Source organism: Celeribacter sp. (assembly GCF_048259695.1).
Classification (GTDB): Bacteria; Pseudomonadota; Alphaproteobacteria; order Rhodobacterales; family Rhodobacteraceae; genus Celeribacter.
In genome coordinates, this window is sequence record NZ_JBLXHL010000007.1 from 126418 (window position 1) to 149856 (window position 23439).

Genomic DNA, 23439 nt, shown 5'->3' on the forward strand with positions numbered 1-23439 from the left:
CGCGCGGTCGGTCGCGCGGCATCAGTCCTCTTCGAACGGATCCCATTCGTCCTCGACTTCCTCAAGCGCCTCCGAGGCGGCTTGGGCCGCGATCTTTTCGGGCGTGCGGATGTCCGCGATTTTGGCCTCGGGGAACAATTCGAACACCTTGGCCACCATCGGGTGGCTTTTGGCGGCGGCCTCAAGGGCGAGACGGTCCGCGTCCATCACATCGCGCAGGGTTTTTGCGCTTTCGGGGGCGGCGGCAATCGAGACACCCCAGCGATGTCCGGTAAAGGATTGCAAGCGGCTCGACAGGCGGGCGGCCAGATCGGCGGGCGCGTCCCCAACGGGTTCGAACTCGATCCGGCCAGGTTTGTAGCTGGCAAGGCGGACGTGGTTTTCCACGTCGATCTTGAGCTTCATATCGCGGTGATATCCGATCAGCTCCACGACATCCTCGAACCGTGCATATCGGGCGAGGCCCGCATCGGGGATCTGTGCGGGGGCGGTCTGTGCCATCATGGTTGGCGCGTGGGTCATGCCACCTGCGCCACCTGCGGGAGCGCCGCCACCATGCGCTGTGGTCGTACCTCCCGATCCACCGCCCGAGGGCGCACCGCCTGCGGGACCAACGGGGGGGCGCGGGGGTGGGTTTTGCTCGTTGAGCTTTCGCACCAAATCCTCGGGCATGGGGAGATCGGCAACATGGGTCAGGCGGATAATCGCCATTTCGGCGGCCATCATGGCGTTGGGGGCTGCGGCGACCTCTTCGAGGGCTTTGAGCAACATTTGCCACATCCGCGACAGAACGCGCATGGGTAATTTTTCCGATAGCGTCAGCCCGCGGGCGCGTTCGTCGGGTGAAATGGTCGGATCATCGGCGGCATTCGGTGTGATTTTGATCACGGATACCCAATGGGTGATGTCGGCCAGATCGCGCAGCACAGCCAATGGATCGGCCCCGTCCGCATACTGCCCGCCGATTTCCTCAAGGGCCGCGGCGGCATCGCCCGCCATGATCATGTCGAACAGGTCCAACACGCGACCACGATCGGCAAGGCCAAGCATGGCACGGACCTGATCCACGGTGGTCTCGCCTGCGCCGTGCGAAATGGCTTGGTCCAGAAGTGACAGCGCGTCACGCACCGACCCTTCGGCGGCACGGGTGATGAGGGCAAAGGCGTCCTGCGCCACGTCCGAGCCCTCTTTGTCGGCGATAGACGACAGGTGGGCCATCATCACCTCGGGTTCGATGCGCCGCAGATCAAACCGCTGACAGCGCGACAGAACCGTGACGGGGACCTTGCGGATTTCGGTGGTGGCAAAGATGAATTTGACGTGTGCGGGCGGCTCTTCGAGGGTTTTGAGGAGCGCGTTGAACGCACTCGTCGAGAGCATATGCACCTCATCGATGATGTAGATTTTATAGCGGGCAGAGGCGGCGCGGTAATGCACGCTCTCGATGATTTCACGAATGTCGCCCACACCGGTGCGCGAGGCGGCGTCCATTTCCATGACGTCCACATGGCGGCCTTCGGTGATCGCCACGCAATGTTCGCACTGCCCACAGGGTTCGGTCGTCGGGCCGCTTTTGCCGTCCAGACCGATACAGTTCATCCCCTTGGCGATGATCCGTGCGGTGGTGGTTTTCCCCGTGCCGCGAATGCCCGTCATGATAAACGCCTGAGCGATGCGGTCGGCGGCAAAGGCGTTTTTAAGGGTGCGCACCATCGCGTCCTGACCGATCAGGTCGGCAAAGGTTTCCGGACGGTATTTCCGTGCCAGAACTTTGTAGCCTTCGGTGTTTTCGCTCATGCGCATGTCTCCCTTATCGCCGCCCAAGGTAAGGGTGCGGAGTGAGCCCCGCAAGCGGGTTTCATTCGCCGCGCCGTGCCTTTTTGGCCTTTAGAACCGACTTGGCCATTTTGGAGAACTTGCGGCCGCGATCGCGGGCCTCGGCGACGGTTTCGGAATTGCGCTCGTCTTCGTCACGCAATTTGCGCCACCGCTCGACGCGCTCGATGTCCAATGTGCCGTTTTCAATCGCTGCACGGACCTTGCACCCCGGTTCGGTGTCATGGGCGCAATCGGAGAATTTACAGGCGGTCGACAGGTCGGTGATGTCCTCGAACAAGGTGCCGATGCCCTCGGCTGCGTCGTGCAGCGCCAGTTCGCGCATCCCGGGCGTGTCGATGAGCCATCCGCCCTCGAGCATCGCGTGCATGGAGCGGGCCGTGGTTGTGTGGCGGCCTTTGGCGTCATCTTCGCGGATGTCACCGATGGCGATGTCGAGCCCTGTGAGGCCGCGTGCGATGGTGGATTTTCCAACACCGGAGGAGCCGACAAGAGCGAGGGTTTGACCCTTGCCGCACCAATGCATCAGCGCGCCGAATGCATCCGGGTCCTTGGCATTGAGAGCGACAACATCGGCGGGGGTGTAGATTGCCGTGGCGCGGGCAATGTAGTCATCAACGCTGCCCGCTTCGGGTGTGTCGGCTTTGGTGATGATGATGACGGGGTGGGCTTCGGCCTCGATGGCGATAGCGAGGTAGCGCTCCAGACGCGCCTCGTTGAAGTCCTCGTTGCACGAGGTGGTGATGAACAACGTGTCGATGTTGGAGGCGATCAGTTGTGTCTGGGACGTCACGCCCGCCGATTTGCGCGAAATGATTGTTTTGCGGTCCAGAAGCCGGATGATTTTTTCGCCATCCGTGAGGGCAAAATCGCCCACCGCGAAATCCGAGGCCACAAGGTCGCCCGTCAGGGCCAGTTCCAAACGGTCAAGCGCATCAGTGAGAGCGATGATGTGGCGGCGGCGCACTTCGGCAATGCGCACCGGGGTGAGTGTTTCGATCTCCTCCACGCTCATCTGCGCGGTGAAGTGTTGCGACCATCCGAGGCGCTTTAGGTTTGGGGTCATTGTGTCAGACTCATGAACATTGCGCCTATATTGCCTGTCGCGGCCGATACGGCAAGGGGCGCGGATGTAGGGGAGATAAGGTGAGAGGCTGGACAACGACCCAAACGGGCCTCGTTACGGCTGCTTCCTTCCGGACCTGACCGAGTTGGCGAGGTGCTTGCCCGCGCCAACCTCTCGCATGGGGATATAGGGGGGAGGCGATGAAATGGCAAGAGAAACGCCGCATTGCGAGGCACTATGTGGTGGTGGCGGGTTCGGTCATGGGGCGGGTGGGCTTTGCACCTGCACAAAACTCACAAAATCAGTTTGATTTGTGCGAACCCGGACGGGCTTTTCACCACGTCCTGCACCGTAAGGTGGTTCAGTTCGTCGAGGTGGTTTTGTGCCGCGGTGGCGGTTTCGTAAATCACGGGAGTCCCGCCGAGCGAGCAAAACGTCCAGTTGGGGTTGCTGTGTGCCGATGTCACGCCATGCGCACTGATGTGGCGGGTGAGGATGTCGATGCTGAGATCGTGACCCTCGAAGATGACCGTCGATCCGTCCGCCCCGGGGAATCGTCCGCCGCCATTGGCCCGGTAGTCACTGGTGACCACGATGAATTCCATCTCGTCGGTGACGGGCGCACCGTCAAAGGACAGGTTGCGAATGCGGTGGGCCGTCGGGTCGATGATATTGCCGGCCCCGTCAAACCGTGCGGGTTGTGACAGGTCGATTTGATAGGTGACCCCGAACAGGACATCGAACAAATAGGCCGGCGCCAAGGGGCTGCGCAGCATTTGGTCACTGGCGCTGGGCGTGATGCGGTTGAACACGGTCGTGGCGCGTTCCAGCCAGTTGAGCAACAGGGCGCCCGTGATGCGCACGGCGCAAATCCGGTTGGGAAAAGGATAGAGGTCCGCAACGTTTTTGAGCGCCAGAGTTCCTGCGGGGACCGAGCTGTAGTTTTCAGGCCCGCCGCGCCCCCCTGATTTGAGCGGGGAGACGGCCGCGAGGATCGGGAAGCTTGCGTATTCCGTTTCGGCAAGGGCCTCGACGGCGTATCTGCGCTGTGCCTCGGCGATCAACTCCATGGAGCGGTCGGTGGTGATGAGGGAGAAATAGGAATGCAGCGGCCCGTCCGTTCGGCCCACTGCGCGGTGGGTAAAATCCAACGTGTCCAAGTGGTCCTGTGCGATGGCGTCAATTACCTCCGGTACGCTTTCGACCAATGGAACAACGGTCCCGGTTTCGTCGCGGGTGCTGATAGGGCGCACATCGGTTCCCGATTTTATCACCTTCCATGTGTCGCCATCACGCTCGATCATCAGGTCGATCAGGCCAAGGTGCGATCCACCTGTTCCGGCCATGACGGCAGGTTTGCCGTGGATAAAGCCATTGCGGCTATCGATTGCGGCAATGTGATCGAACTGTGGTGAAGGAAAAACCATGTGCAAATGTCCCGTGACCAAAGCGTCGACGCCGTCGATCGCGGCCAAAGGAATGGCGGCATTTTCCATCCCTTCGTATTCAAGGACGTCATCGATTCCGGTGTGGCACAGCAAAACGATGAGATCGGCCCCGTTACGCTTCATCTCGGGGACGTAGGCGCGGGCGGTTTGCATGATGTCGCGGGTGGAGACCTTGCCCGACAGATGGGCGCGATCCCACGTCATGATTTGCGGCGGGAGCAGGCCGAGAAAGCCGATCTTGATTTTGTGGGATGCCCCCGCGCCATCGGTAATGTCGCGATCAAGGATAACATACGGGGCGAGGACCGGCGTATCCTGAAGTGGGGATGCGCCGCGTGTTTCGATCAAATTGGCAGAGACCATCGGAAAGGTCGCGCCGCTGACCACCCATTTGAGGTAGTCCAGACCAAAATTGAATTCGTGGTTCCCGACGGTTCCGGCATCATATCGCAGAGCGTTCATGGCGGCAATCATCGGGTGGGGTCTGGTCCGTCCGTTTTGACGGTCCGAGGCCGCAAAATCCCCCATCGGGTTGCCCTGAAGGAAGTCGCCATTGTCCACCAGGACGCTGTTGGTTGCCTCTTTGCGCCCTGCCACGATATGGGCAGCCGTACGGGCGAGGCCAACAGAGTGCGCCGTTTGGTCCCCGTAGTAATCGTAGGGGTAGATCTGCATATGAAGATCGGTGGTGCTCATGATCCGCAGGTGCGCCTGTCCGGCGCGTGCATCGGCGGAAAATGTATGACGTTGGCTCACAGCGGCTCCTGTTGGCAAACCGGAGAGCGTGTCCCGGAGTTTCATTTGAATTGTACCGTTTTCGAGAAATATCCCGGCGGACCCGAAATCGGGGTTCCGCCAATCGCCATCGGGCAATCTACCACGTTGACATTATCAGAAATGTGATCTGCAACCAACTCCTATTAGGTGCATTTTACGCAACGTAAACAACCCTAGGGTGAGTTTCTGATGAAGATACAAATTACCGAGCGATGCGTAGGCTATAGCGGTTGCACGTTAATGAACCGTTAGCCTTGACCATCCGCGCGGGTTGCGATTTGGACGGAAGAGGACTTTCAGGGATCACATGTAAAAAGGGGGCGCGCTCGTGAGTCGAACGACATCTGTCGCGAATCATGCCGTTACATTGGGGGCGGGTACTCTGGATCGGGCGGCGCAGTTGCGCGGGGATGTGCATTGCGTCTGGGCGCAAGCCGCGTCGCGCGTTTTGCCGCTATGGTCGCTCAAACCGTTTTGCCGCGATGGCGGCGGGTTGGCCACGTTGAGCACACATGATCCGCGCGTGGCGGATTTGGCGTCCGGTGCCATTTTTCTGGGTGTCGATGATGCGGGCGCGGCGATGTTTGCGGTCGATGTGACCGGTGTGTGGGAGGTGAGCGACCTCGCGTTGTTGGAGGCCGGGTTTCTGGATGCCTCGCAACAGCGCGTAGAGGGCGTGCCGGATTGTGCCTTTTACGAGCTGCGTGCGGTGATGACGATCCTGTCGCCGTGGGAGGCCGAAGTGGCATCGACCGCGCGGGGATTGTTTGAGTGGCATCGCCGTCACGGGTATTGTGCGGCCTGCGGGGCGAAAAGCGATATGGCGCAGGCCGGTTGGCAACGCGATTGCCCCGCGTGTGGCGCACCGCATTTCCCGCGCACGGACCCTGTCGTGATTATGTTGGTGACGCGGGGCAATTCGGTTTTGCTCGGACGCAATGAAAACTGGCCCGAGGGAATGTATTCCCTGCTCGCGGGATTTGTCGAACCGGGCGAGCCGATCGAGGCCGCCGTGCGACGCGAAGTGTTGGAGGAAACGGGGGTCCATATCGGCGGAGTTTCCTATGTCGCGTCCCAACCGTGGCCGTTTCCGGCCTCCTTGATGATCGGGTGCGCTGCGCAGGCGACAAGTTCGCAGATCACGATCGACCCCACCGAGCTACAAGATGCCATGTGGGTCACGCGCGAGAATGTGGCATTGGCGATGGCGGGCGGCCATCCCACGCTCAAACCCGCACGAAAAGGTGCAATTGCGCAATTTCTTCTGGCAAAGTGGCTTGCAGACGAGATTGAATAGTCCGATATTCCGGCGACAAAAAACGAGGTGGGACAGTATGAAGTTTTCGACGCGCAAAGACATCGAAGCACCAGCAGAATACGTATTCGAGCGGATTGCGAATTTCGAGGCCCTTGAGCGTCAGGCCATGCGTCGCGGGATCGATGTGGTCCGCAAAGATCCGGCACAGCCGCGCGGTGTCGGTGCGGGATGGATGATGAAGGTTCCGTTTCGTGGAAAGACGCGCGACCTCGAGGCCGATATCGTGACATATTCGGAGCCCAACGGATTGACCGTCAATGTCACCTCCGACGGGCTTGATATGGTGCTTGACGTTGAGCTTGTTGCGCTTAGCCCCAACCGGACACGGTTGGCCATGACCTATGATGTTAAGCCTCAAACCCTGTCCGCACGTATTCTGGTGCAATCCATCAAGTTCGCCAAGGGGACGCTTGATCGACGGTTCGACCGTAAAATCGGACACTTCTGTACGATTATTCGCGAAGACTTTGACAAATCCCAAATGGCGTGACCCATCGGGCTCCGTGATCTCTTGTGATCGGTGGAGCCCGACGCATTCTATGCGGCCGCCGTTATTTGCGGCGCGGGTCGGCGGGATAGACCCCCAAAATTTCGACCATCTCGGTGAAATACCCTAACTCGTCCATGGCCAGTTTAACGTTGGCATCGTCCGGATGGCCCTCGATGTCCGCATAGAACTGGGTCGCGGAAAAATTGCCGTCGATCATATAGCTTTCCAGTTTCGTCATGTTGACGCCATTGGTCGCAAATCCGCCCATCGCCTTATACAGCGCCGCGGGGATGTTGCGCACACGGAACATGAATGCGGTGACCATGTTGTCGGACCGGCGTGATGTGTCGGCATTGCGCGCCATGACAAGGAACCGTGTTGTGTTCAATTTGTGATCTTCGATGTCGGGCGCGATGACCTCAAGCCCGTAAAGCTCTGCCGCCAACTTTGATGCAAGGGCGGCTTGGGTTTTGTCGCCGCCCCCCGCCACGTCACGCGCCGCGCGGGCATTGTCGGAACTTGTCACGCCCTTGATTTTGTGGTCGCGCAGGAATTTGCCGCATTGGGGCAAGATCACAGGATGGCCGTGGGCATGGGTGATGTCGGATAACTTGGTGCCTGGCAATCCCAACAGGTTCACATGCACGCGGACAAAAGTCTCGTCGATGATATGAAGGCCGGCTTTCGGCAACAGGTGGTAGACGTCCTGCACGCGGCCATATGTCGAGTTTTCCACCGCAATCATTCCCAGATCCGCGTCTCCCGATCGCACTGCTTCGAGCGCGTCCTCAAAGGTCGGGCAGGGCAGGGGGTCAAAGTCGGGCCGTGTTTCGACGCAAGCCTGATGGGAATAGGCGCCGAGTTCCCCTTGAAAAGCGATGCGTTTTGTCATTTTCGTCTCTTTTCGATCTAGTTTGTGCGGAATGTTTATTGGTCGCGGGTCTTATACCTTGAAAAGTGGTGGTGGAAACGGATAGATAACGCGCGACCCATGCACCAAAACGGAACGCGACATGTTCAACACTATGACCCTTACCAAGATCGTCGGCGGTATCTGCGGAACGCTCTTGATCTTCCTCTTCGCCAATTGGGGCGCAGATGCGATTTATCATTCCGGCGGCGCAGGCCACGGCGAGCACGCTCAGGCCTATGTCATTGCGACAGGTGACGAAGAGCCCGTCGAAGAGGAAGTCGTTGTCGAAGCCTCCTTCGACGATCTTCTGGCCTCTGCTGACGTCGCCAAAGGCGAAAAAGTCTTCAACAAATGCAAAGCCTGCCACAAGGTGGACGGCTCCAACGGCACCGGCCCGCACCTTGACGGTGTTGTCGACCGCGACATCGCCGGCGTTGACGGTTTCAAATACTCTGATGTTCTGGCCGGTATGGAGGGCGCATGGACGACCGAGCATCTCGACGCGTTCCTGCTGTCGCCGAAAGAGTACGCGCCAGGCACGAAAATGTCCTTTGCGGGTTTGAGCAAAGCCGAAGATCGCGCAAATGTTGTGGCCTACCTTCAGTCTTTGAACTGATCGTACCAACACTGATTTGAATTCAAAGCCCCCGCAGCCTGTGTTGCGGGGGCTTTTTGTATGCGCAAGGACCGATGTGATCACGGGCCGATCACAGTTGCATAACTTACCCATTGGAAGTCGTGCAATTTCAGGCCAGTTTGGTAACACTGTTGCTTAATATTGAGACGTCACCAATTGACCGGAGGTCACACATGGTCGCTAACCGCATTCGCCTCGCCATCCTTGCCACCGCTATGGCATCAAACGCCGCATGGGCGCAGGATGATACGCTGATTACCTCGACATGGTTTTCGGATTGGAACGAGGCAAAGTACAGTGCGCCTGTCGATCATCTGGATTACGTGAACCCCGACGCGCCAAAGGGTGGCAAGATCGTGCTTGGAACGGTCGGGGATTTTGACAGTCTCAACCCGTATTCGACGCGCTCGGGAACGCCCGCGGCCAATTCGTCGATACCTTATGAGCGGCTGATGACAGGGGTGTCGGACGAGGCGTTGGCGGCGTCTTATTGTTTGTTGTGCGAAACCATTGAGTATCCCGAGAATCAGGAGTGGGTGATTTTCAACCTGCGCCATGATGTGACGTTTTCGGACGGCACGCCCATGACCGCCGCCGATGTGGTGTTTACCCATGAAAAGTTTATGGCCGAGGGGACGTTGTCGTGGCGCACGGGGGTGGGCAACATGATCGCAAGCGTTGAGGCGCTTGATGACTACACCGTCCGGTTTAACTTCCAACCCGACGCGCCGCGCAATGGATTGATCTCACAGGCGGGATCGACGCTTGTCATGCAAAAGGCATGGTTTGAGGCAACAGGCGCAAAGATCGATGAGAAACGGTTCGATGTCTCGCCGGGGACGGGCGCCTATATGCACGGGGCCTTCGAGGCGGGGCAGTGGGTCGAATATACCCGTAATTCGGATTATTGGGGCCGTGACCTTTGGCTCAAAAAAGGCACCGAGAATTTCGACACCATCCGTATCGAGTATTTCGGCGACACCATCGGCGCGTTCGAGGCGTTCAAGTCGGGTGAAATTACATTCCGCCAAGAGAACTCGTCTCTCAATTGGGCCACGGGTTATGATTTTCCCGCGCTTGCGAATGGGGACGTGATCAAGGCCGAGTTGCCTGACGGGAGCCTGCCCAACGCCACGGGCTTTGTCTTCAACCTGCGCCGGGAAAAGCTACAAGACCGCAATGTACGCCGTGCACTCGGCCTGATGTATAATTTCACATGGACCAACGAGACGTTGCAATACGGGCTGTTTGCGCAACGTGAAAGTTTCTGGGACACTGAAAAGCTCAAGGCCGTGGGCCTGCCCGAGGGTAAGGAACTGGAATACCTCGAGATGGTGCGCGACCTCGTTCCCGCCGAGATCTTTACCCAAGAGGCCGCGTTACCGCATGTTTCCGGTGCGCGGTCGCTTGATCGGAAAAACATGCGTCAGGCGCTCGCCTTGATGGCCGAGGCGGGCTACACGCCGGGGGCGGATGGCAAGTTGCGTGATGCGAACGGCCAGGTGCTTCAGATCGAAATTCTGGAAAACACCCCGTCGTTTGACCGCATTTTGATCCCCTATGTCGAGAACCTCGTCGCGTTGGGCGTGGACGCCGTCTATAACCGCGTTGACACCAACGCCTATCAGGCCCGCACCCAGAGCTTTGATTACGACATCATTTTCGGGGGCTATACGAGTGGCTTCGAGGAGGGTGTGAGCCTGACCCAGAAATATGGATCGGACGGGGTCGATGATGTGTTCAACCCTGCGGGCTATGCCTCCGAGGCTGCTGATATCTTGATCCAACAGGTGATTGAGGCCCCGACCTATGACGACATGGCGGCCGCCCTCAAAGCTGTCGATCGCCTGTTCCGCTATGACTACTTTCTCGTGCCGACGTGGTTCCTTGATAAGCATTGGGTCGCCTATTACGACATGTACGAGCATCCACCAGAGGATCGGATGGCCCCGTATAATCTGGGCTATCTGGATTACTGGTGGTATAACGCCGACAAAGCCGCGCAGTTGAAAGCGGCAGGGGCCATCAAGTAACGGCCCAAGAGGAAAGAGCGGGAGCCACCCACATGGGAGCCTATATCCTTCGGCGTTTGTTGCTGATCATTCCGACCCTGCTCGGCATTATGATCATCAACTTTGCCCTGACCCAGTTCGTCCCCGGCGGGCCGGTCGAGCAAGTGCTCGCCGAAATGCGTGGCGAGGGCGATGTGTTCGAGAGCATTTCGGGTGGATCCGGCGATGTCGAGGTTCAGCTCGAAGCCGCCAGTGCGGAGTCCGAATACATCGGCGCGCGCGGTCTCCCGCCCGAATTTATCGCGGAGTTGGAGCGCCAGTTCGGTCTCGACAAGCCGCCGCTCGAGCGGTTCTTGTCGATGATGTGGAATTACATGCAATTCGATTTTGGCGAGAGCTATTTCCGCAGCCAAGGTGTGTTGGAACTGGTCTGGGACAAGTTGCCCGTGTCGATCACGCTCGGCCTTTGGGCGACGTTGATCTCTTATATGATTTCTATCCCCTTGGGCATCCGCAAGGCGGTGCGGGACGGATCCAGCTTTGACACGTGGACCTCTGCCATCATCATCGTGGCCTACGCCATTCCGGGGTTCTTGTTCGCGATCATGCTGCTCGTGTTGTTCGCAGGCGGCTCGTATTGGCAGATTTTCCCATTGCGCGGTCTCACGTCCTCGAACTTTGACGAGTTGAGCGCCTTGGGTAAGGTGGGCGATTATCTCTGGCACATCACATTGCCGGTTCTGGCCTCGCTGATTTCGTCATTCGCCACGCTGACCCTGCTCACCAAAAACTCGTTTCTCGATGAGATCCGCAAGCAATATGTGGTGACGGCCAAGGCCAAGGGCCTGACCGAAAGCCGCGTCCTTTACGGGCATGTATTTCGCAATGCGATGTTGATCGTTATTGCGGGATTTCCGGGTCTGTTTTTGTCGGTGTTCTTTGGTGGTTCGGTCATTATCGAAACCCTGTTCTCGCTTGACGGTTTGGGGCGGATGGGGTTTCAGGCGGCCTTGCAACGCGACTACCCCGTGATCTTTGGGACACTGTTTTTCTTTGGCCTGATCGGCCTGTTGATCAATATTGTGTCCGACATGATGTATGTCTTTGTCGATCCGCGCATCGACTTTGAAAAGCGGGAGAGCTGAGATGCGCCTGTCCCCTCTCAATCAACGCCGGTGGCGCAATTTCAAGGCAAACCGCCGTGCGCTTTGGTCGCTGTGGATTTTCTCGTTCCTGTTCGTGTTGTCGCTGTTTGCGGAATTCCTCGCCAATGACAAACCGATCATCGTCAATTATCGCGGCAGCTACTACACACCGATTTTCAACTTTTACCCCGAAACCGCATTCGGTGGCGATTTTCAAACCGAGGCGGTCTACCGCTATCCCGAGGTGGAATGCCTGATCGTTTCAGGCGGGTTGGTTGAATGTTTTGACGATCCCGACGCCATCATCGCGGACGCTCAGGATGGCGAAGTGAATGGCGAGACGATCGAGAAAGGGTGGCTGCTCTGGCCGCCGATCCGCTATTCGTTCAACACGCAGGTCGAAGGTCCGGGGGCGGCGCCGTCGCCGCCGACCACGCAAAACTGGCTCGGGACCGATGACACCAAACGCGATGTGGTCGCGCGGGTGATTTACGGGTTCCGCCTGTCGATCTTGTTCACACTCATCGTGACCGTTGTGGCCTCGACCATCGGTATTGTCGCGGGCGCAATTCAGGGCTTCTTTGGCGGGCGCACCGATATCGTGTTTCAACGCGTGTTGGAAATCTGGGGCTCCATGCCCTCGCTCTATGTCATCATTATCCTGTTCGCCATTCTGGGGCGAAGTTTCTGGCTGTTGGTCTTTGTCACCATCCTGTTCGGGTGGCCCGCGTTGGTTGGTGTTGTGCGCGCCGAATTCTTGCGCGCGCGTAATTTTGAATACATCCGTGCGGCGCGGGCTCTGGGCGTTGGCAACTGGACGATCATGTTCCGCCACATGTTGCCCAATGCGATGGTCGCCACGCTGACGCTGTTGCCGTTCATCGTGACAGGGACCATCGGCACATTGGCGTCGCTCGACTTCCTCGGCTTCGGCTTGCCGTCGTCCTATCCGTCACTGGGTGAGCTGACCCTACAGGCCAAACAAAACCTGCAAGCGCCGTGGCTCGGCTTCACCGCGTTTTTTACCTATGCCATTATGCTGTCGCTTCTCGTCTTTATTTTCGAGGGGGTGCGCGATGCCTTTGATCCGAGAAAGACCTTTCAATGAGCCTTCTTGAGTTCACAGATTTGCGTGTGTCGTTCAAACAGGACGACGGCCTTGTCGAGGCTGTAAAGGGCGTGTCGTTTCGCGTCGAAAAGGGCGAGGTTGTCGCTTTGGTCGGTGAAAGCGGCTCGGGCAAGTCCGTTACGGCGCTCTCAACGGTCAACCTGTTGTCCGACAATGCGGTAATCGGCGGATCGATCCGCTATGAGGGCAATGAGTTGGCGGGCGCCAGCGAGACTGTGCTGCGCAAAATTCGCGGCAATGATGTCAGCTTTATCTTTCAGGAGCCGATGACCTCGCTCAATCCGCTGCATACGATCGAGAAACAACTGGCCGAGATTTTGCTTGTCCACCAAGGGGTGACAGGCGCAAAGGCCCGCGAACGTATTTTGTACCTTCTGGACCGTGTGGGCATTCACAATGCGTCAGAACGGTTGGGCGCCTATCCGCACCAACTGTCAGGCGGGCAACGTCAGCGTGTTATGATCGCAATGGCGCTTGCGAATGCACCGAAACTGCTGATTGCGGATGAGCCGACGACGGCATTGGACGTGACCATTCAGGCGCAAATCCTTGATCTGTTGATGGACATCAAGCGCGATGAGGGCATGTCGATGCTGTTCATCACCCATGACCTCAATATCGTGCGCAAATTTGCCGATCGTGTCTGTGTGATGAAAGACGGTGAAATCGTCGAGGCGGGCAAAACGGCGGATATTTTCGACGCGCCAAGCCATCCCTATACCAAGCTGTTGTTGGAGGCCGAGGCAACGGGGCGTCCCGTCCCCGTCCCGGCGGATGCAAAGGTCGTGGCCGAGACCAAAGACCTGCGCATCTGGTTCCCTATACAGCGCGGTTTTTTGCGGCGCACGGCGGGCTATGTGAAGGCGGTGAATGCCGCAACATTTTCTGTGCGCGAGGGCGAGACCGTGGGCGTCGTGGGCGAATCCGGGTCGGGCAAAACCACACTGGCGCTCGCGATGATGCGGCTCATCCCGTCGCAAGGTCCTGTTGTTGTGCTTGGACAAGACGTGCAGGGGTGGAGCAACCGTGATTTGCGCGGTCTGCGCGCCGATATGCAAATCGTGTTTCAGGATCCCTACGGGTCGCTGTCGCCACGCATGACCATCGCGCAAATCATTGCCGAGGGATTAGGCGTGCACGGGTTGGGCGAACACGCGTCCAAAGAAGATGCGGTGATCGAGATTATGCACGAGGTCGGCCTCGACCCTGACACGCGCCACCGCTACCCGCACGAGTTTTCGGGGGGGCAACGCCAACGGGTGGCCATCGCCCGTGCCATGATTTTGCGCCCGCGATTGGTGGTGTTGGACGAGCCGACTTCGGCGCTTGATATGACGGTACAGGTGCAGATCGTGGATCTGCTGCGTGACCTTCAGGTCAAACACAAACTCGCCTACCTGTTCATCTCGCACGACCTGCGCGTGGTGCGCGCACTTAGCCACAAGGTGATGGTGATGAAACGTGGCGATGTGGTCGAGGCGGGGGATGCGGATGCGATTTTTGACGCGCCACAGCAGCCCTATACCAAGGCACTCGTGGCCGCCGCATTCGATCTCAAAGTAGAGGACGGCGCAGGCGTTTAGACGCCCACGCCGCTCTGGTGGTGATCTTGTTGAACTGGTGTGGCCGTCAGGTCGGGCCGATGGGGTTGCAATCCACGCCGCGTGCCGCAAGGCGACGACAGGTCATGCCGGCGAGGTCTTCGGTCAGGCCAAGGAAATTTGCCTGATAGCCACGGTTGGATTTCACGACTTTGCGCAGGGCGCCGTCGAGCATATCGAGTTCCGTGAGCGCGGTTTTCAACAGCACTTTGCGGGCTTCGTATTCGGACCCGTAGGTGCCGATGTTCACCCCCCAATGGCGTGAGCCGGAGGTGGACAGGCGGGTGACGATTTCGGGGGCGGCCTCGGCGGCAATTGCGCGTGCGGGCAGCTGTGCGACCGTTGGCGTAATCGCAACAAGTTGCAACGAGGCGGGGCGCGGCGTTGGTGCGATGTCGGCGATGCCTGCGGGAGCGACCTGTGCGGTGACCTCTTCGAGAACCTCGGCGGCCTGGGTTGTGGCTGCTTCGGCCAGTGCGAGCACCTGTTCTGTCTCTTGGGCCTGCGTCACGGCGTTCAGAATATCATCCGACATTGCGACGAGAAGTGTTTCTTCCTCGGGGGCCAGTTCACGCATCGGGCGGGGTTTCGGGATCGGGCTTTTGGTGATGTTGACAGTGACGCGAATGGTTTTGGACGACAGGCCCGGAATATCGCCCTGTGCGCTTGCCACCATTTCGGCCCCGCCGGCCGTCTTGCCGCGATAGGGGGGGCGTTTGGGTTTGACGACGGCCACGTTGCTTGGTGCGCGTTTGAACCCGAGGTCCATCAATTCGGTGACCCGCGCGTTGCGCGAGGCGGTCGAGCGGCCTCCGAACACGGTTGTGATGATCCGTTCACGCCCCCGTTCGGCGGAAGCGACAAGGTTGAACCCTGCGGCAGAGGTATATCCTGTTTTGATCCCGTCAGCGCCGGCGTAACTGTTGAGAAAACGGCTGTTGGTATGGGTCACGGTCCGCACCCCTGCGTCGGCGGTCGTGCGCGAAAAGATGTTATAGTAGCCCGGATAGTCGTAAAACACGTGGCGTCCCAATACGGACATGTCCCGCGCTGTGGACAAGTGGCCAGTGGCGGTGAGGCCGTGGGCGTTTTTGAATGTGGTGCGCGACATGCCGAGATCTTTGGCGGTGCGGTTCATGCGGCGGGCAAATGCGGCTTCGGATCCTTCGATGGCCTCGCCAATCGCGGTGGCGGCATCGTTGGCGGATTTCACGGCAGCGGCGCGAATCAAATAGCGCAGTTTGATTTTCTGTCCGGGTTTCAGGCCCAGTTTTGACGGTGGCTCGGCGGCGGCATTTTTGGAAATGGTTACAAGCGTATCGAGACCGATCTCGCCGTTTTCCACCGCCTCGAACGCGATGTAGAGCGTCATCATTTTTGTCAGGGAGGCAGGGTGCAACCGTGTGTCGGCGTTGCTTGAATGCAGGATGTTTCCGTTGCGGGCGTCCATCACCAAAGCCGCGTATTCGGCGGCCATGACCTTGGCTGATACGCCGATGATCATCGCGAACGCGATCAGGAAAACGGGAAAAATACGCCCTATAACGGCACGCGGGTATACCCACGCTCGCACGTTGCTCAACATCATTGCTCTGCCTCGAATGTGCCGGATCATTTCGCCCAGCTTATGGATGCAACGCTAGCACAGGCTTTGAAATGTGAAAACCTCCAATTTTTTAGGGTGTTAGAAGATGGTATTGGTGCAACGCCAGATATGGTGGGCGCCTTCAGGGGGTGCCGCTAAATGAAGTGTTTGTTCGGGTGGTTCGCCGATTGACAAATTTTTTGCACGGCCTGGCGGTCCCTGCGTCGCGGCGGTCCGGTGGCCTATGAGCCCGAAATTGCGCCGACAAATTCGGGCAACTCGACGAGTTTTTCGAGCTGTTTGAACCGTGGATGTCCGTCAGGCGCATCGGCGTGTTCGATCTCCCATGTGATGGAATGAGGGATATAGACCCCCCACGCACCTGCCGCGATCGGCGGAAGGACGTCGGACTTCATCGAATTTCCGACCATGACAGCGCGCTCTGGCGCCACGCCATGACGGGTGAAAATATCGGCGTAAACGGGGGGTGTTTTGGCGGAGACAATCTCGACCGCATCGAACAGATCACCCAGTCCAGATTGCGCAAGTTTGCGTTCCTGATCGAGCAAATCGCCCTTTGTGACCATGATGAGGTCGTGATCGGCGGCCAAGGCACGCACGGTGGCCTCGACCCCGTCGAGCAAGTGGATCGGGTGGGACAGCATTTCTTGTCCGGCTTCGATCAGCTCCTTGATCACCTTGGCGGGGACGGCTCCGTCGGTGACTTCGATGGCGGTTTCGATCATCGACAGCACGAAGCCCTTGATCCCGAACCCGTAACCGCCAAGGTTGCGGCGCTCGGCGGCCAGTAGCCGTTCGGCAAGGTGGTCGGCGGCGGTGTAATCCGCCAAGAGGGCCGCAAAGCGGTCTTGCGTCATGCGGAAAAACTGTTCGTTTTCCCATAGGGTGTCATCCGCATCAAAGGCGATGGTCGAGATTTCGGCGCACATTTGTGTCTCCCCTTTACCCTGTGTGGATAACCCCCTTTATTGATACGAGAAAGAGGCTATATACAGCCTCTAACCGAACGATTTTGGTATTGTGTAGAACGGGAGACGCCAGAGTGACCCTCTCGCAGCATATTATGTCCGACGATGACGACCGCTATGATGATGGCGGCGAAACCTCACTTGCGACCAAAACCAAGCCAAAGACAAAGCGTCCGCCACTTTATAAGGTGATGTTGCTCAACGATGATTACACGCCGATGGAATTCGTGGTGTTGGTGTTGGAGCGCTTTTTTGCCATCGGGCATTCACAAGCGACAGAGATCATGTTGACCGTCCATAAAAAGGGACTGGCCGTGGTCGGTGTCTTTCCCCATGAAATTGCGGAGACAAAGGTGAGCCAGGTTATGGATTTTGCCCGACGTCAGCAGCACCCGCTGCAATGCACGATGGAAAAGGAATAGAGCCGGCTCACGCCGCGCCTGTCACAATGAACGCATCCCGCATCTCTTTGCTCCTTGACGGGCAACCCGACCGCATCGTGATTTACCGTCCCCGTATCGGGGCCGATCTGTCGATGTTCGATCCTGCAAAGGTTCAGATCATCCAAGGGTTCAAGCCCGATCACGATGCCTTTGCAGATGCCGGATTTGACGTGCGTGTTGCGCCAGAGGGCGTATTCGATCTCGCCATTATCGCGGTGCCACGGTCCAAGGCAGAGGCCCGCGCGTTGATCGCCGATGCAGCCTCGCGTGCGACCACGGTGATTGTGGACGGGCAAAAGGCGGACGGTATTGACAGCATTGCGCGGGATCTCAAAAAACGTGGTGGCAACGTCCGTGTCGAATCCAAATCACATGGCAAAGCCGTTGCATTCGAGGGTGGTTCGTTTGCCGATTGGGAAAACCATGGCCCGCTAACCTCCGTTGCGGGGTTCGAGACCCGTCTGGGCGTGTTTTCCGCGGATCGTATCGACAAGGCCTCGCAACTCCTGATCGGGTCGCTGCCCGACAAACTGCCCTCAACGATCGCCGATCTGGGCGCAGGGTGGGGGTATCTGTCGCGTCATATCCTTGAACGCGACGGCGTAAAGGCGCTGCATGTGGTTGAGGCCGAACATGCCGCCCTTGAATGTGCCAAAGTCAACGTGACCGATCCGCGTGCCACGTTCCATTGGGCCGATGCCACACGGTTTGACCCGAAAGTGCGGTTTGACGGGGTGATTATGAACCCGCCGTTCCATACCACACGTGCTGCCGATCCCGCATTGGGTCAGGCGTTTATCATGGCTGCGGCACGTTTGTTGCCCACGCACGGACAGCTTTGGCTCGTGGCCAACCGGCAACTGCCCTATGAGGCAGTCCTGTCAGAGCAGTTCGCCGTTGTGGAAAAACGCGCGGATACAGGCGGGTTCAAGGTGCTGTACGCAAAGAGACCCCTTCGCACGCGGGCGTGAACCTCGTAGGTTAGCGCAAACAGAATCGGGGATGATTTCATGAGCTTTTCGATTGCCGGAAAAACGGCCATCATTACCGGCGCCGCGAACGGTGTCGGTCTCGCGATTGCGCGACATTTCGAAGCCCAAGGGGCAAATGTGATGTTTGCTGACATGGACGAAGAGGGATTGATTGCCGAAGTCGGTGATGCTGCGGAACGCGACGGCGCAAAGGTCGCCTATTTTGCGGGCGACCTGCGTGAAAAACTCACCATTGCGAACCTTTTGTCGGCCACGGTTGATGCCTTTGACGGCGTGGATATTTTGGTCAACGCATCGCGGCAAGTGGCGCAAAGCGATCCGCTCTATGCCGAGGATGACTACGTTGAGGCGCTGTTGGAACAGAACCTTTTGACCGCGCTGCGTCTGACGCAACAGGTTGCAAAGTGGATGATCAAGCGTGCTGAAAAAGACGAGCGGACCGAGGGGATGCTTGGCTCCATCGTCAATTTGTCGTCCGTAGCGGCGCGGCGTACACAGCCTGAAATGCTCGCCTTTTCGATCTCCAGTGCGGCGGTCGAGCAAATGACCCGCTCCATGGCGGTGGCGCTTGCCCCGAACCGCATCCGCGTCAATGCGGTGGCGTTCGGATCGGTTCTAAGTGCAAGTTTGAGTGACGTTTTGTCCGAAAACCCTGATTACCGCGACGAAATTTTGCTCGGAACGCCGTTGGCCCGTGTCGCACCCGCATCCGATGTTGCCGAAACGGTGCAATATCTCGCCTCTGAAGGTTCGGGGTTTGTCACGGGACAGGTGTTGGACGTGGATGGCGGGCGCACGCTTCTGGATGCGGTTCAGGCCCCGACACACTAAACCAACCGAACACATTAATCTGAACGCGGGTTAGCCGTCGGGGTAGGCGGTTTTACAGGCGGCGATTTGTTGGGTCGCGAGGGCGGCCAACTGTGCCTCTTTGCGTTGTAGCGTCGCGAGTTTTGCCGCTTCGGCGTCAAGGTCGATTGCTTTTGGCCGCATCTCCGTATCCTTTACGGGAACGCGACAGAATTTTGTGGAGCCGTCTTTTTTCGTGCCGCAGGCTTTGGTCTCGAAGTCGATGACGTCCACCTCGACCAAGGCGTACCCGCGCCGCAAATTACTCTCGGCCTCTGTCACAAATCCGCGCACGATACGCAGGTCTTTTGTCGCGCTTGAAATGCACATCTGTTGCTCCGAACAGGCGGCGAGGATCGGCAGGACGGCCAGTGGCAAAAACCAACGCATTGAGAACTCCATCAAATAACTGTGTCGAACAGTGGTTCGAGCATAGCGCCTTTTGGCCGCAGGGAAAGCGGGCTTGGCAGGGTCGGCGCATTCCTGCTAGGTCTGCGACACACATACCGCGCACGAAGGATCCCACCATGACCACACAGCCCCAATCCGAGATGAGTGACGAAAAGGCCCGCGCATCTGCGTGGTTCAGATCGGTGCGCGATGACATCGTTGCCGCGTTCGAGGCGGTCGAGGACAGCCAGACCGAGGGGCCGTTTGCGCACCTGCCCGCAGGCCGGTTCGAGGTGACAGAAACCAAACGGGCCTCAACCGATGGATCGGATGCAGGTGGCGGATTGATGTCGGTGATGCGCGGTGGCCGTGTGTTCGAAAAAATCGGCGTTAATGTTTCGACGGTGTTTGGCGAGCTTGGTGAACGCGCCCAGAATGCGATGGCGGCCCGCAAAGGCATTCCGGGCATGGCGGATGACCCGCGCTTTTGGGCGGCGGGGATTTCGCTCGTGGCGCATATGCAAAACCCGCACGCGCCTGCGGTTCATATGAATACGCGAATGTTCTGGACCCCGCATGCGTGGTGGTTCGGCGGGGGCTCCGATTTGAACCCGTGCATTGAATATGCCGAGGACACGGCGGCGTTTCACAGCGTCCAAAAAGAGCACTGTGACCGTCATGACACGGCCTATTACCCCCGCTTTAAGGCATGGGCTGACGAGTATTTCTATGTGCCGCACCGTGGGCGCGCCCGTGGTGTCGGGGGGATCTTTTTCGACGATCACAACACGGGGGACTGGGACGCGGATTTCGCCTTTACCCAAGATGTCGGCCGCGCGTTTTTGCCGGCATTCCTCGGCGCAACCGAGAAACGCCGCAACACACCATGGACCGACGCGGACAAAGATCAACAACTGGTCCACCGCGGCCTCTACGCCGAATACAACCTCGTTTATGATCGCGGCACGAAATTCGGTCTTGAGACGGGCCACGATGCCAACGCGGTGCTCATGAGCCTGCCGCCCATGGCGAAGTGGGTGTAAACGGATTAGGGGGCCAATTGGCCCCCTTGTCGTCTACGCAAAGATAAAATCGCCCTCGGTCATGGATGACAAACTGGTATCCTGCAACGCGGCCATATCTTTGATTTGGTCCAGAATGTTGTCGATATCGTTGTGATTGCTCCGCAAGAACAGCGAGTTGACGCGTAATTTGTGCGGTCAGCTTAGGACGCTAAAATGCTCAGATCGGCCCAGTGGACGGGGTAGGTCTGGACGGGTTCGCCGTAGAGTAGTTCGTCTTGTTTCGGACCGAAGTCGCCGCCCATTTTGCGGTAGAAATTTACGGCACCTTCGTTGTCGGTGATGACGGTCAAATAGGCGCTTTCGTGGCCGCGTTCGATCAGGGCTTTGGCTGCGGCGGACATGAGCGCTGCGCCGATCCCTGCGCGTTTTCGGGCAGGGTCAACGTGCAGGTTGTCGATATAGGCGGGGTGTTTGCCACCTTTGACGTAGATGAAGCCCGACACGGTGTCGTCTTCGATGGCCACGAGCAAAATGTCCTCGGCGGGAATATCCATGCCGATCCATTTGCCGTTGAGATCGTCCGCAACGGGTTGGGCGAGGTAGTCGTCGGACAAAAGCCCGCGATAGGCCACGCGCCAACTGGCGACATGGATCGCCGCAACGGCGGGTAGGTCAGATTGAGCGGCGTCACGGATATCCATCAAACAGTCTCGCGCAGGGTTTCGATCATCAGGGACACGTTGTCAGGGTCGGCATCGGGTGTGATGCCATGCCCGAGGTTAAAGATGTGCGGCCCGTTGGAGAACGTCTCGCGGATATGGCGCACCTCGTCGATCAAATCCTGACCGCCCGTGACCATATGCGAGGATTTCAGGTTGCCCTGAACACAGCCGTCTTTTTGCACGTTTGCGGCGGCCCATTCGGGGGAGACGGAATTGTCGAGGGCAACGCAATCGACGCCGGTTTTTGCGTGGAACCCGATGTAGCCATCGCCCGCTTCGCGCGGGAACCCGATGACCGGAATGCCGGGGTGGCGTTTTTTCAACTCGGCGGTGATGATGCGTGCGGGTTCGACGGCATATTTTTCAAAGGCGTCGCCTTTGAGCGAGCCGGCCCAACTGTCAAAGATTTTGACAACTTCGGCACCTGCCTTGATCTGCATGTCGAGGTATTCGATGGTGCTGACCGTCAGCAAGTCGATGATCTTTTCGAACAACGCGGTGTTGCCCTCGCGCAGCGCGTGTGCGGGGCCTTGGTCCGGTGTGCCGCGCCCTGCGATCATGTAGGTGGCTACGGTCCATGGCGCACCCGCAAAGCCGATCAATGTCGTCTCTGCCGGCAGCTCCCGTGACAGGATTTTCACGGTTTCATAGACGGGCGCCAATGTGTCGTGGATGTCGTCCTTGCCCTTCATCGGTGCGAAATCGGCGTCGCTTGTGATGGTGGACAGGCGTGGCCCTTCGCCGGTGACAAACCACAGGTCGGCACCCAACGCTTGCGGTAGCAACAAAATATCCGCGAACAGGATGGCAGCATCGAACCCAAAACGGCGGATCGGCTGAAGCGTCACTTCGGCGGCCAGATCGGGATTGTAGCACAGCGACAAAAAGTCACCCGCTTGGGCACGTGTTGCTTTGTATTCAGGCAGGTAACGGCCCGCTTGGCGCATCATCCAGATGGGGGGAACGGCTTGCGTCTCGCCTTTGAGCGCTTTGAGGATGGTCTTGTCAGTCATGTCGTTCTCCCAATCATTTCGCTGTTGGTCCCTTTCCTGCGTGCTTTTGTCAAGGTCGGATAGGTCAGGGATCACTTGTCAGGCGCATCTGTCGCGGGTAAGCGTGTGCGTATGACATTTACGCTCCCGACCCCCGCCCAAACGTTCAAGATCGGCACCCGTGGCTCGCCGCTTGCCCTCGCGCAAGCGCATGAAACCCGTACCCGTATCATGGCCCATTTTGATCTGCCCGCCGAGGCCTTCGAGATTGTTGTGATCTCGACCCAAGGCGACCGCGTGTTGGACCGCGCCCTCAAGGAAATCGGGGGCAAGGGACTGTTTACCCGCGAAATCGAGGATCAGTTGCTGGACGGCTCCATCGACATCGCGGTGCATTCGATGAAAGACATGCCCGTGGATCAGCCCGCGGGGTTGATGCTGGATTGCTATCTGCCGCGCGAAAACCCGTGCGATGCGTTCATCCAGTTGGGGGGCGGCAAATTGGCGGACCTGCCAAGCGGCTCGGTGGTCGGTACCTCGTCTCTGCGCCGCAAATCGCAGCTCCTGTACAAGCGTCCCGATCTGACGGTTGTGGAATTTCGCGGCAACGTTCAGACCCGTTTGAAAAAGCTGCACGATGGTGTTGCGGCCGCAACCTTTCTTGCGATGGCGGGGCTGAACCGTCTGGATGCGACGGATGTGCCGCGCACAGAGATTTCGCCCGAGGATATGTTGCCCGCCGTGGCACAGGGCGCGATTGGCATCGAGCGCCGCGCCGACGATCATCGCTCCGGCGCGATTTTGGAAGCCCTGCATCACCGTGAAACGGGTGAGCGTCTGGCCGCCGAACGGGCGTTTCTGGCGGCTCTTGATGGCTCGTGCGAGACACCGATTGCGGGTCTGGCGACCCTTGACGGTGGTACGCTGCGACTGCGCGGCGAGATCCTGCGCACGGACGGGTCCGAGGCCTTGTTCGATGAGATTTCCGGCGCGGTTGAGGATGGCGCACAGTTGGGGCGCGACCTTGCGGCGCGCTTGTTGGCGCGGGCCGGTGACGACTTTTTCGATTGGAAATAACGG

21 protein-coding genes and 1 other RNA gene are annotated in these 23439 nt (G+C 58.6%); 12 read left to right on the plus strand and 10 right to left on the minus strand.

Annotated features, from left to right (window positions below; all coding sequences use genetic code 11):
- Positions 1-21 precede the first annotated feature (21 nt).
- The 4 genes from ACN0Q0_RS13575 to ACN0Q0_RS13590 form a co-directional block, all read right to left on the minus strand.
- Positions 22-1797 carry a DNA polymerase III subunit gamma/tau gene (locus ACN0Q0_RS13575; RefSeq protein WP_417243941.1) on the minus strand — a complete coding sequence of 592 codons (1776 nt, stop codon included), beginning with the start codon at positions 1795-1797 and terminating at the stop codon, positions 22-24.
- Positions 1798-1858: 61 nt separating this feature from the next.
- Positions 1859-2902, minus strand: coding sequence for a ribosome small subunit-dependent GTPase A (rsgA, locus tag ACN0Q0_RS13580; protein WP_417243942.1), 1044 nt, complete (start codon positions 2900-2902; stop codon positions 1859-1861).
- 78 nt (positions 2903-2980) lie between these two features.
- An RNA gene (gene ffs / locus ACN0Q0_RS13585) (signal recognition particle sRNA small type) lies at positions 2981-3079 on the minus strand.
- Positions 3080-3195: 116 nt separating this feature from the next.
- Positions 3196-5106, minus strand: coding sequence for a bifunctional 2',3'-cyclic-nucleotide 2'-phosphodiesterase/3'-nucleotidase (locus ACN0Q0_RS13590; protein ID WP_417243943.1), 1911 nt, complete (start codon positions 5104-5106; stop codon positions 3196-3198).
- A 349-nt stretch (positions 5107-5455) separates the two neighbouring features.
- Here ACN0Q0_RS13590 and nudC point away from each other — a divergent pair, with 349 nt between their 5' ends.
- On the plus strand, positions 5456-6424 hold the full coding sequence (nudC, locus tag ACN0Q0_RS13595) for an NAD(+) diphosphatase (protein ID WP_417243944.1): 969 nt from the start codon (positions 5456-5458) through the stop codon (positions 6422-6424).
- Positions 6425-6461: 37 nt separating this feature from the next.
- Complete coding sequence (locus tag ACN0Q0_RS13600; protein ID WP_417243945.1) at positions 6462-6935, plus strand: SRPBCC family protein; 474 nt, start codon at positions 6462-6464, stop codon at positions 6933-6935.
- Positions 6936-6996: 61 nt separating this feature from the next.
- Here ACN0Q0_RS13600 and ACN0Q0_RS13605 read toward each other — a convergent pair whose 3' ends face one another.
- Positions 6997-7827 carry a prephenate dehydratase gene (locus ACN0Q0_RS13605; protein ID WP_417243946.1) on the minus strand — a complete coding sequence of 277 codons (831 nt, stop codon included), beginning with the start codon at positions 7825-7827 and terminating at the stop codon, positions 6997-6999.
- Positions 7828-7948: 121 nt separating this feature from the next.
- Between ACN0Q0_RS13605 and ACN0Q0_RS13610 the strand changes: the two genes are divergently transcribed.
- From ACN0Q0_RS13610 to ACN0Q0_RS13630, 5 genes are all read left to right on the plus strand, one after another.
- Positions 7949-8464, plus strand: a complete 516-nt coding sequence (locus ACN0Q0_RS13610; protein ID WP_417243947.1) for a c-type cytochrome — start codon at positions 7949-7951, stop codon at positions 8462-8464.
- A gap of 194 nt (positions 8465-8658) precedes the next feature.
- Positions 8659-10518 carry an extracellular solute-binding protein gene (locus ACN0Q0_RS13615; RefSeq protein ID WP_417243948.1) on the plus strand — a complete coding sequence of 620 codons (1860 nt, stop codon included), beginning with the start codon at positions 8659-8661 and terminating at the stop codon, positions 10516-10518.
- A gap of 32 nt (positions 10519-10550) precedes the next feature.
- Positions 10551-11642, plus strand: coding sequence for a microcin C ABC transporter permease YejB (locus ACN0Q0_RS13620; protein ID WP_417243949.1), 1092 nt, complete (start codon positions 10551-10553; stop codon positions 11640-11642).
- A 1-nt stretch (position 11643) separates the two neighbouring features.
- Positions 11644-12750 carry an ABC transporter permease gene (locus tag ACN0Q0_RS13625; protein WP_417243950.1) on the plus strand — a complete coding sequence of 369 codons (1107 nt, stop codon included), beginning with the start codon at positions 11644-11646 and terminating at the stop codon, positions 12748-12750.
- Positions 12747-14354: an ABC transporter ATP-binding protein gene (locus ACN0Q0_RS13630; RefSeq protein ID WP_417243951.1), complete on the plus strand. Its 1608-nt coding sequence runs from the start codon at positions 12747-12749 to the stop codon at positions 14352-14354. Before ACN0Q0_RS13625 ends, ACN0Q0_RS13630 begins: the two co-directional genes overlap by 4 nt.
- 46 nt (positions 14355-14400) lie before the next feature.
- On the opposite strand, the gene ACN0Q0_RS13635 is transcribed toward ACN0Q0_RS13630, so the two are convergent.
- Both ACN0Q0_RS13635 and ACN0Q0_RS13640 read right to left on the minus strand, forming a co-directional pair.
- Complete coding sequence (locus ACN0Q0_RS13635) at positions 14401-15876, minus strand: D-alanyl-D-alanine carboxypeptidase family protein (RefSeq protein WP_417243952.1); 1476 nt, start codon at positions 15874-15876, stop codon at positions 14401-14403.
- A 323-nt stretch (positions 15877-16199) separates the two neighbouring features.
- Positions 16200-16907, minus strand: coding sequence for an HAD family hydrolase (locus ACN0Q0_RS13640; protein ID WP_417243953.1), 708 nt, complete (start codon positions 16905-16907; stop codon positions 16200-16202).
- A 134-nt stretch (positions 16908-17041) separates the two neighbouring features.
- On the opposite strand from ACN0Q0_RS13640, the gene clpS reads away from it, so the two are divergent.
- The 3 genes from clpS to ACN0Q0_RS13655 are packed head-to-tail and all read left to right on the plus strand — an operon-like array spanning position 17042 to position 19212.
- Entirely contained in the window at positions 17042-17368 is a 327-nt protein-coding gene (gene clpS / locus ACN0Q0_RS13645; protein ID WP_417243954.1) for an ATP-dependent Clp protease adapter ClpS, read from the plus strand.
- Positions 17369-17394: 26 nt separating this feature from the next.
- A complete protein-coding gene (locus ACN0Q0_RS13650; RefSeq protein WP_417243955.1) occupies positions 17395-18360 on the plus strand; it encodes a methyltransferase in 966 nt (321 codons plus the stop codon).
- Between the two features lie 39 nt (positions 18361-18399).
- Positions 18400-19212: an SDR family NAD(P)-dependent oxidoreductase gene (locus ACN0Q0_RS13655; RefSeq protein WP_417243956.1), complete on the plus strand. Its 813-nt coding sequence runs from the start codon at positions 18400-18402 to the stop codon at positions 19210-19212.
- 30 nt (positions 19213-19242) lie between these two features.
- On the opposite strand, the gene ACN0Q0_RS13660 is transcribed toward ACN0Q0_RS13655, so the two are convergent.
- Positions 19243-19620 carry a hypothetical protein gene (locus tag ACN0Q0_RS13660; RefSeq protein WP_417243957.1) on the minus strand — a complete coding sequence of 126 codons (378 nt, stop codon included), beginning with the start codon at positions 19618-19620 and terminating at the stop codon, positions 19243-19245.
- Between the two features lie 137 nt (positions 19621-19757).
- Between ACN0Q0_RS13660 and hemF the strand changes: the two genes are divergently transcribed.
- Positions 19758-20663: an oxygen-dependent coproporphyrinogen oxidase gene (gene hemF / locus ACN0Q0_RS13665; protein WP_417243958.1), complete on the plus strand. Its 906-nt coding sequence runs from the start codon at positions 19758-19760 to the stop codon at positions 20661-20663.
- Positions 20664-20845: 182 nt separating this feature from the next.
- Here the strand turns inward: hemF and ACN0Q0_RS13670 are convergent, their stop codons facing one another.
- Both ACN0Q0_RS13670 and hemE read right to left on the minus strand, forming a co-directional pair.
- A complete protein-coding gene (locus tag ACN0Q0_RS13670; protein ID WP_417243959.1) occupies positions 20846-21346 on the minus strand; it encodes a GNAT family N-acetyltransferase in 501 nt (166 codons plus the stop codon).
- Entirely contained in the window at positions 21346-22380 is a 1035-nt protein-coding gene (gene hemE, locus ACN0Q0_RS13675; RefSeq protein ID WP_417243960.1) for a uroporphyrinogen decarboxylase, read from the minus strand. The genes ACN0Q0_RS13670 and hemE overlap by 1 nt, the downstream gene beginning before the upstream one ends.
- Positions 22381-22491: 111 nt before the next feature.
- On the opposite strand from hemE, the gene hemC reads away from it, so the two are divergent.
- Positions 22492-23436 carry a hydroxymethylbilane synthase gene (hemC, locus tag ACN0Q0_RS13680; RefSeq protein WP_417243961.1) on the plus strand — a complete coding sequence of 315 codons (945 nt, stop codon included), beginning with the start codon at positions 22492-22494 and terminating at the stop codon, positions 23434-23436.
- The last annotated feature ends 3 nt before the right edge of the window (positions 23437-23439 follow it).

What these genes read in the sequence shown, in the direction of transcription:
- hemE (WP_417243960.1), bottom strand. Translation starts at nt 22,380, where the DNA reads ATGACTGACAAGACCATCCTCAAAGCGCTCAAAGGCGAGACGCAAGCC.
- ACN0Q0_RS13625 (WP_417243950.1), top strand. Translation starts at nt 11,644, where the DNA reads ATGCGCCTGTCCCCTCTCAATCAACGCCGGTGGCGCAATTTCAAGGCA.
- hemC (WP_417243961.1), top strand. Translation starts at nt 22,492, where the DNA reads ATGACATTTACGCTCCCGACCCCCGCCCAAACGTTCAAGATCGGCACC.
- rsgA (WP_417243942.1), bottom strand. Translation starts at nt 2,902, where the DNA reads ATGACCCCAAACCTAAAGCGCCTCGGATGGTCGCAACACTTCACCGCG.
- ACN0Q0_RS13650 (WP_417243955.1), top strand. Translation starts at nt 17,395, where the DNA reads ATGAACGCATCCCGCATCTCTTTGCTCCTTGACGGGCAACCCGACCGC.
- ACN0Q0_RS13630 (WP_417243951.1), top strand. Translation starts at nt 12,747, where the DNA reads ATGAGCCTTCTTGAGTTCACAGATTTGCGTGTGTCGTTCAAACAGGAC.
- ACN0Q0_RS13635 (WP_417243952.1), bottom strand. Translation starts at nt 15,876, where the DNA reads ATGATCATCGGCGTATCAGCCAAGGTCATGGCCGCCGAATACGCGGCT.
- ACN0Q0_RS13605 (WP_417243946.1), bottom strand. Translation starts at nt 7,827, where the DNA reads ATGACAAAACGCATCGCTTTTCAAGGGGAACTCGGCGCCTATTCCCAT.
- ACN0Q0_RS13620 (WP_417243949.1), top strand. Translation starts at nt 10,551, where the DNA reads ATGGGAGCCTATATCCTTCGGCGTTTGTTGCTGATCATTCCGACCCTG.
- ACN0Q0_RS13615 (WP_417243948.1), top strand. Translation starts at nt 8,659, where the DNA reads ATGGTCGCTAACCGCATTCGCCTCGCCATCCTTGCCACCGCTATGGCA.
- ACN0Q0_RS13670 (WP_417243959.1), bottom strand. Translation starts at nt 21,346, where the DNA reads ATGGATATCCGTGACGCCGCTCAATCTGACCTACCCGCCGTTGCGGCG.
- ACN0Q0_RS13640 (WP_417243953.1), bottom strand. Translation starts at nt 16,907, where the DNA reads ATGTGCGCCGAAATCTCGACCATCGCCTTTGATGCGGATGACACCCTA.
- clpS (WP_417243954.1), top strand. Translation starts at nt 17,042, where the DNA reads ATGTCCGACGATGACGACCGCTATGATGATGGCGGCGAAACCTCACTT.
- ACN0Q0_RS13575 (WP_417243941.1), bottom strand. Translation starts at nt 1,797, where the DNA reads ATGAGCGAAAACACCGAAGGCTACAAAGTTCTGGCACGGAAATACCGT.
- hemF (WP_417243958.1), top strand. Translation starts at nt 19,758, where the DNA reads ATGACCACACAGCCCCAATCCGAGATGAGTGACGAAAAGGCCCGCGCA.
- ACN0Q0_RS13655 (WP_417243956.1), top strand. Translation starts at nt 18,400, where the DNA reads ATGAGCTTTTCGATTGCCGGAAAAACGGCCATCATTACCGGCGCCGCG.
- ACN0Q0_RS13660 (WP_417243957.1), bottom strand. Translation starts at nt 19,620, where the DNA reads ATGCGTTGGTTTTTGCCACTGGCCGTCCTGCCGATCCTCGCCGCCTGT.
- ACN0Q0_RS13610 (WP_417243947.1), top strand. Translation starts at nt 7,949, where the DNA reads ATGTTCAACACTATGACCCTTACCAAGATCGTCGGCGGTATCTGCGGA.
- ACN0Q0_RS13600 (WP_417243945.1), top strand. Translation starts at nt 6,462, where the DNA reads ATGAAGTTTTCGACGCGCAAAGACATCGAAGCACCAGCAGAATACGTA.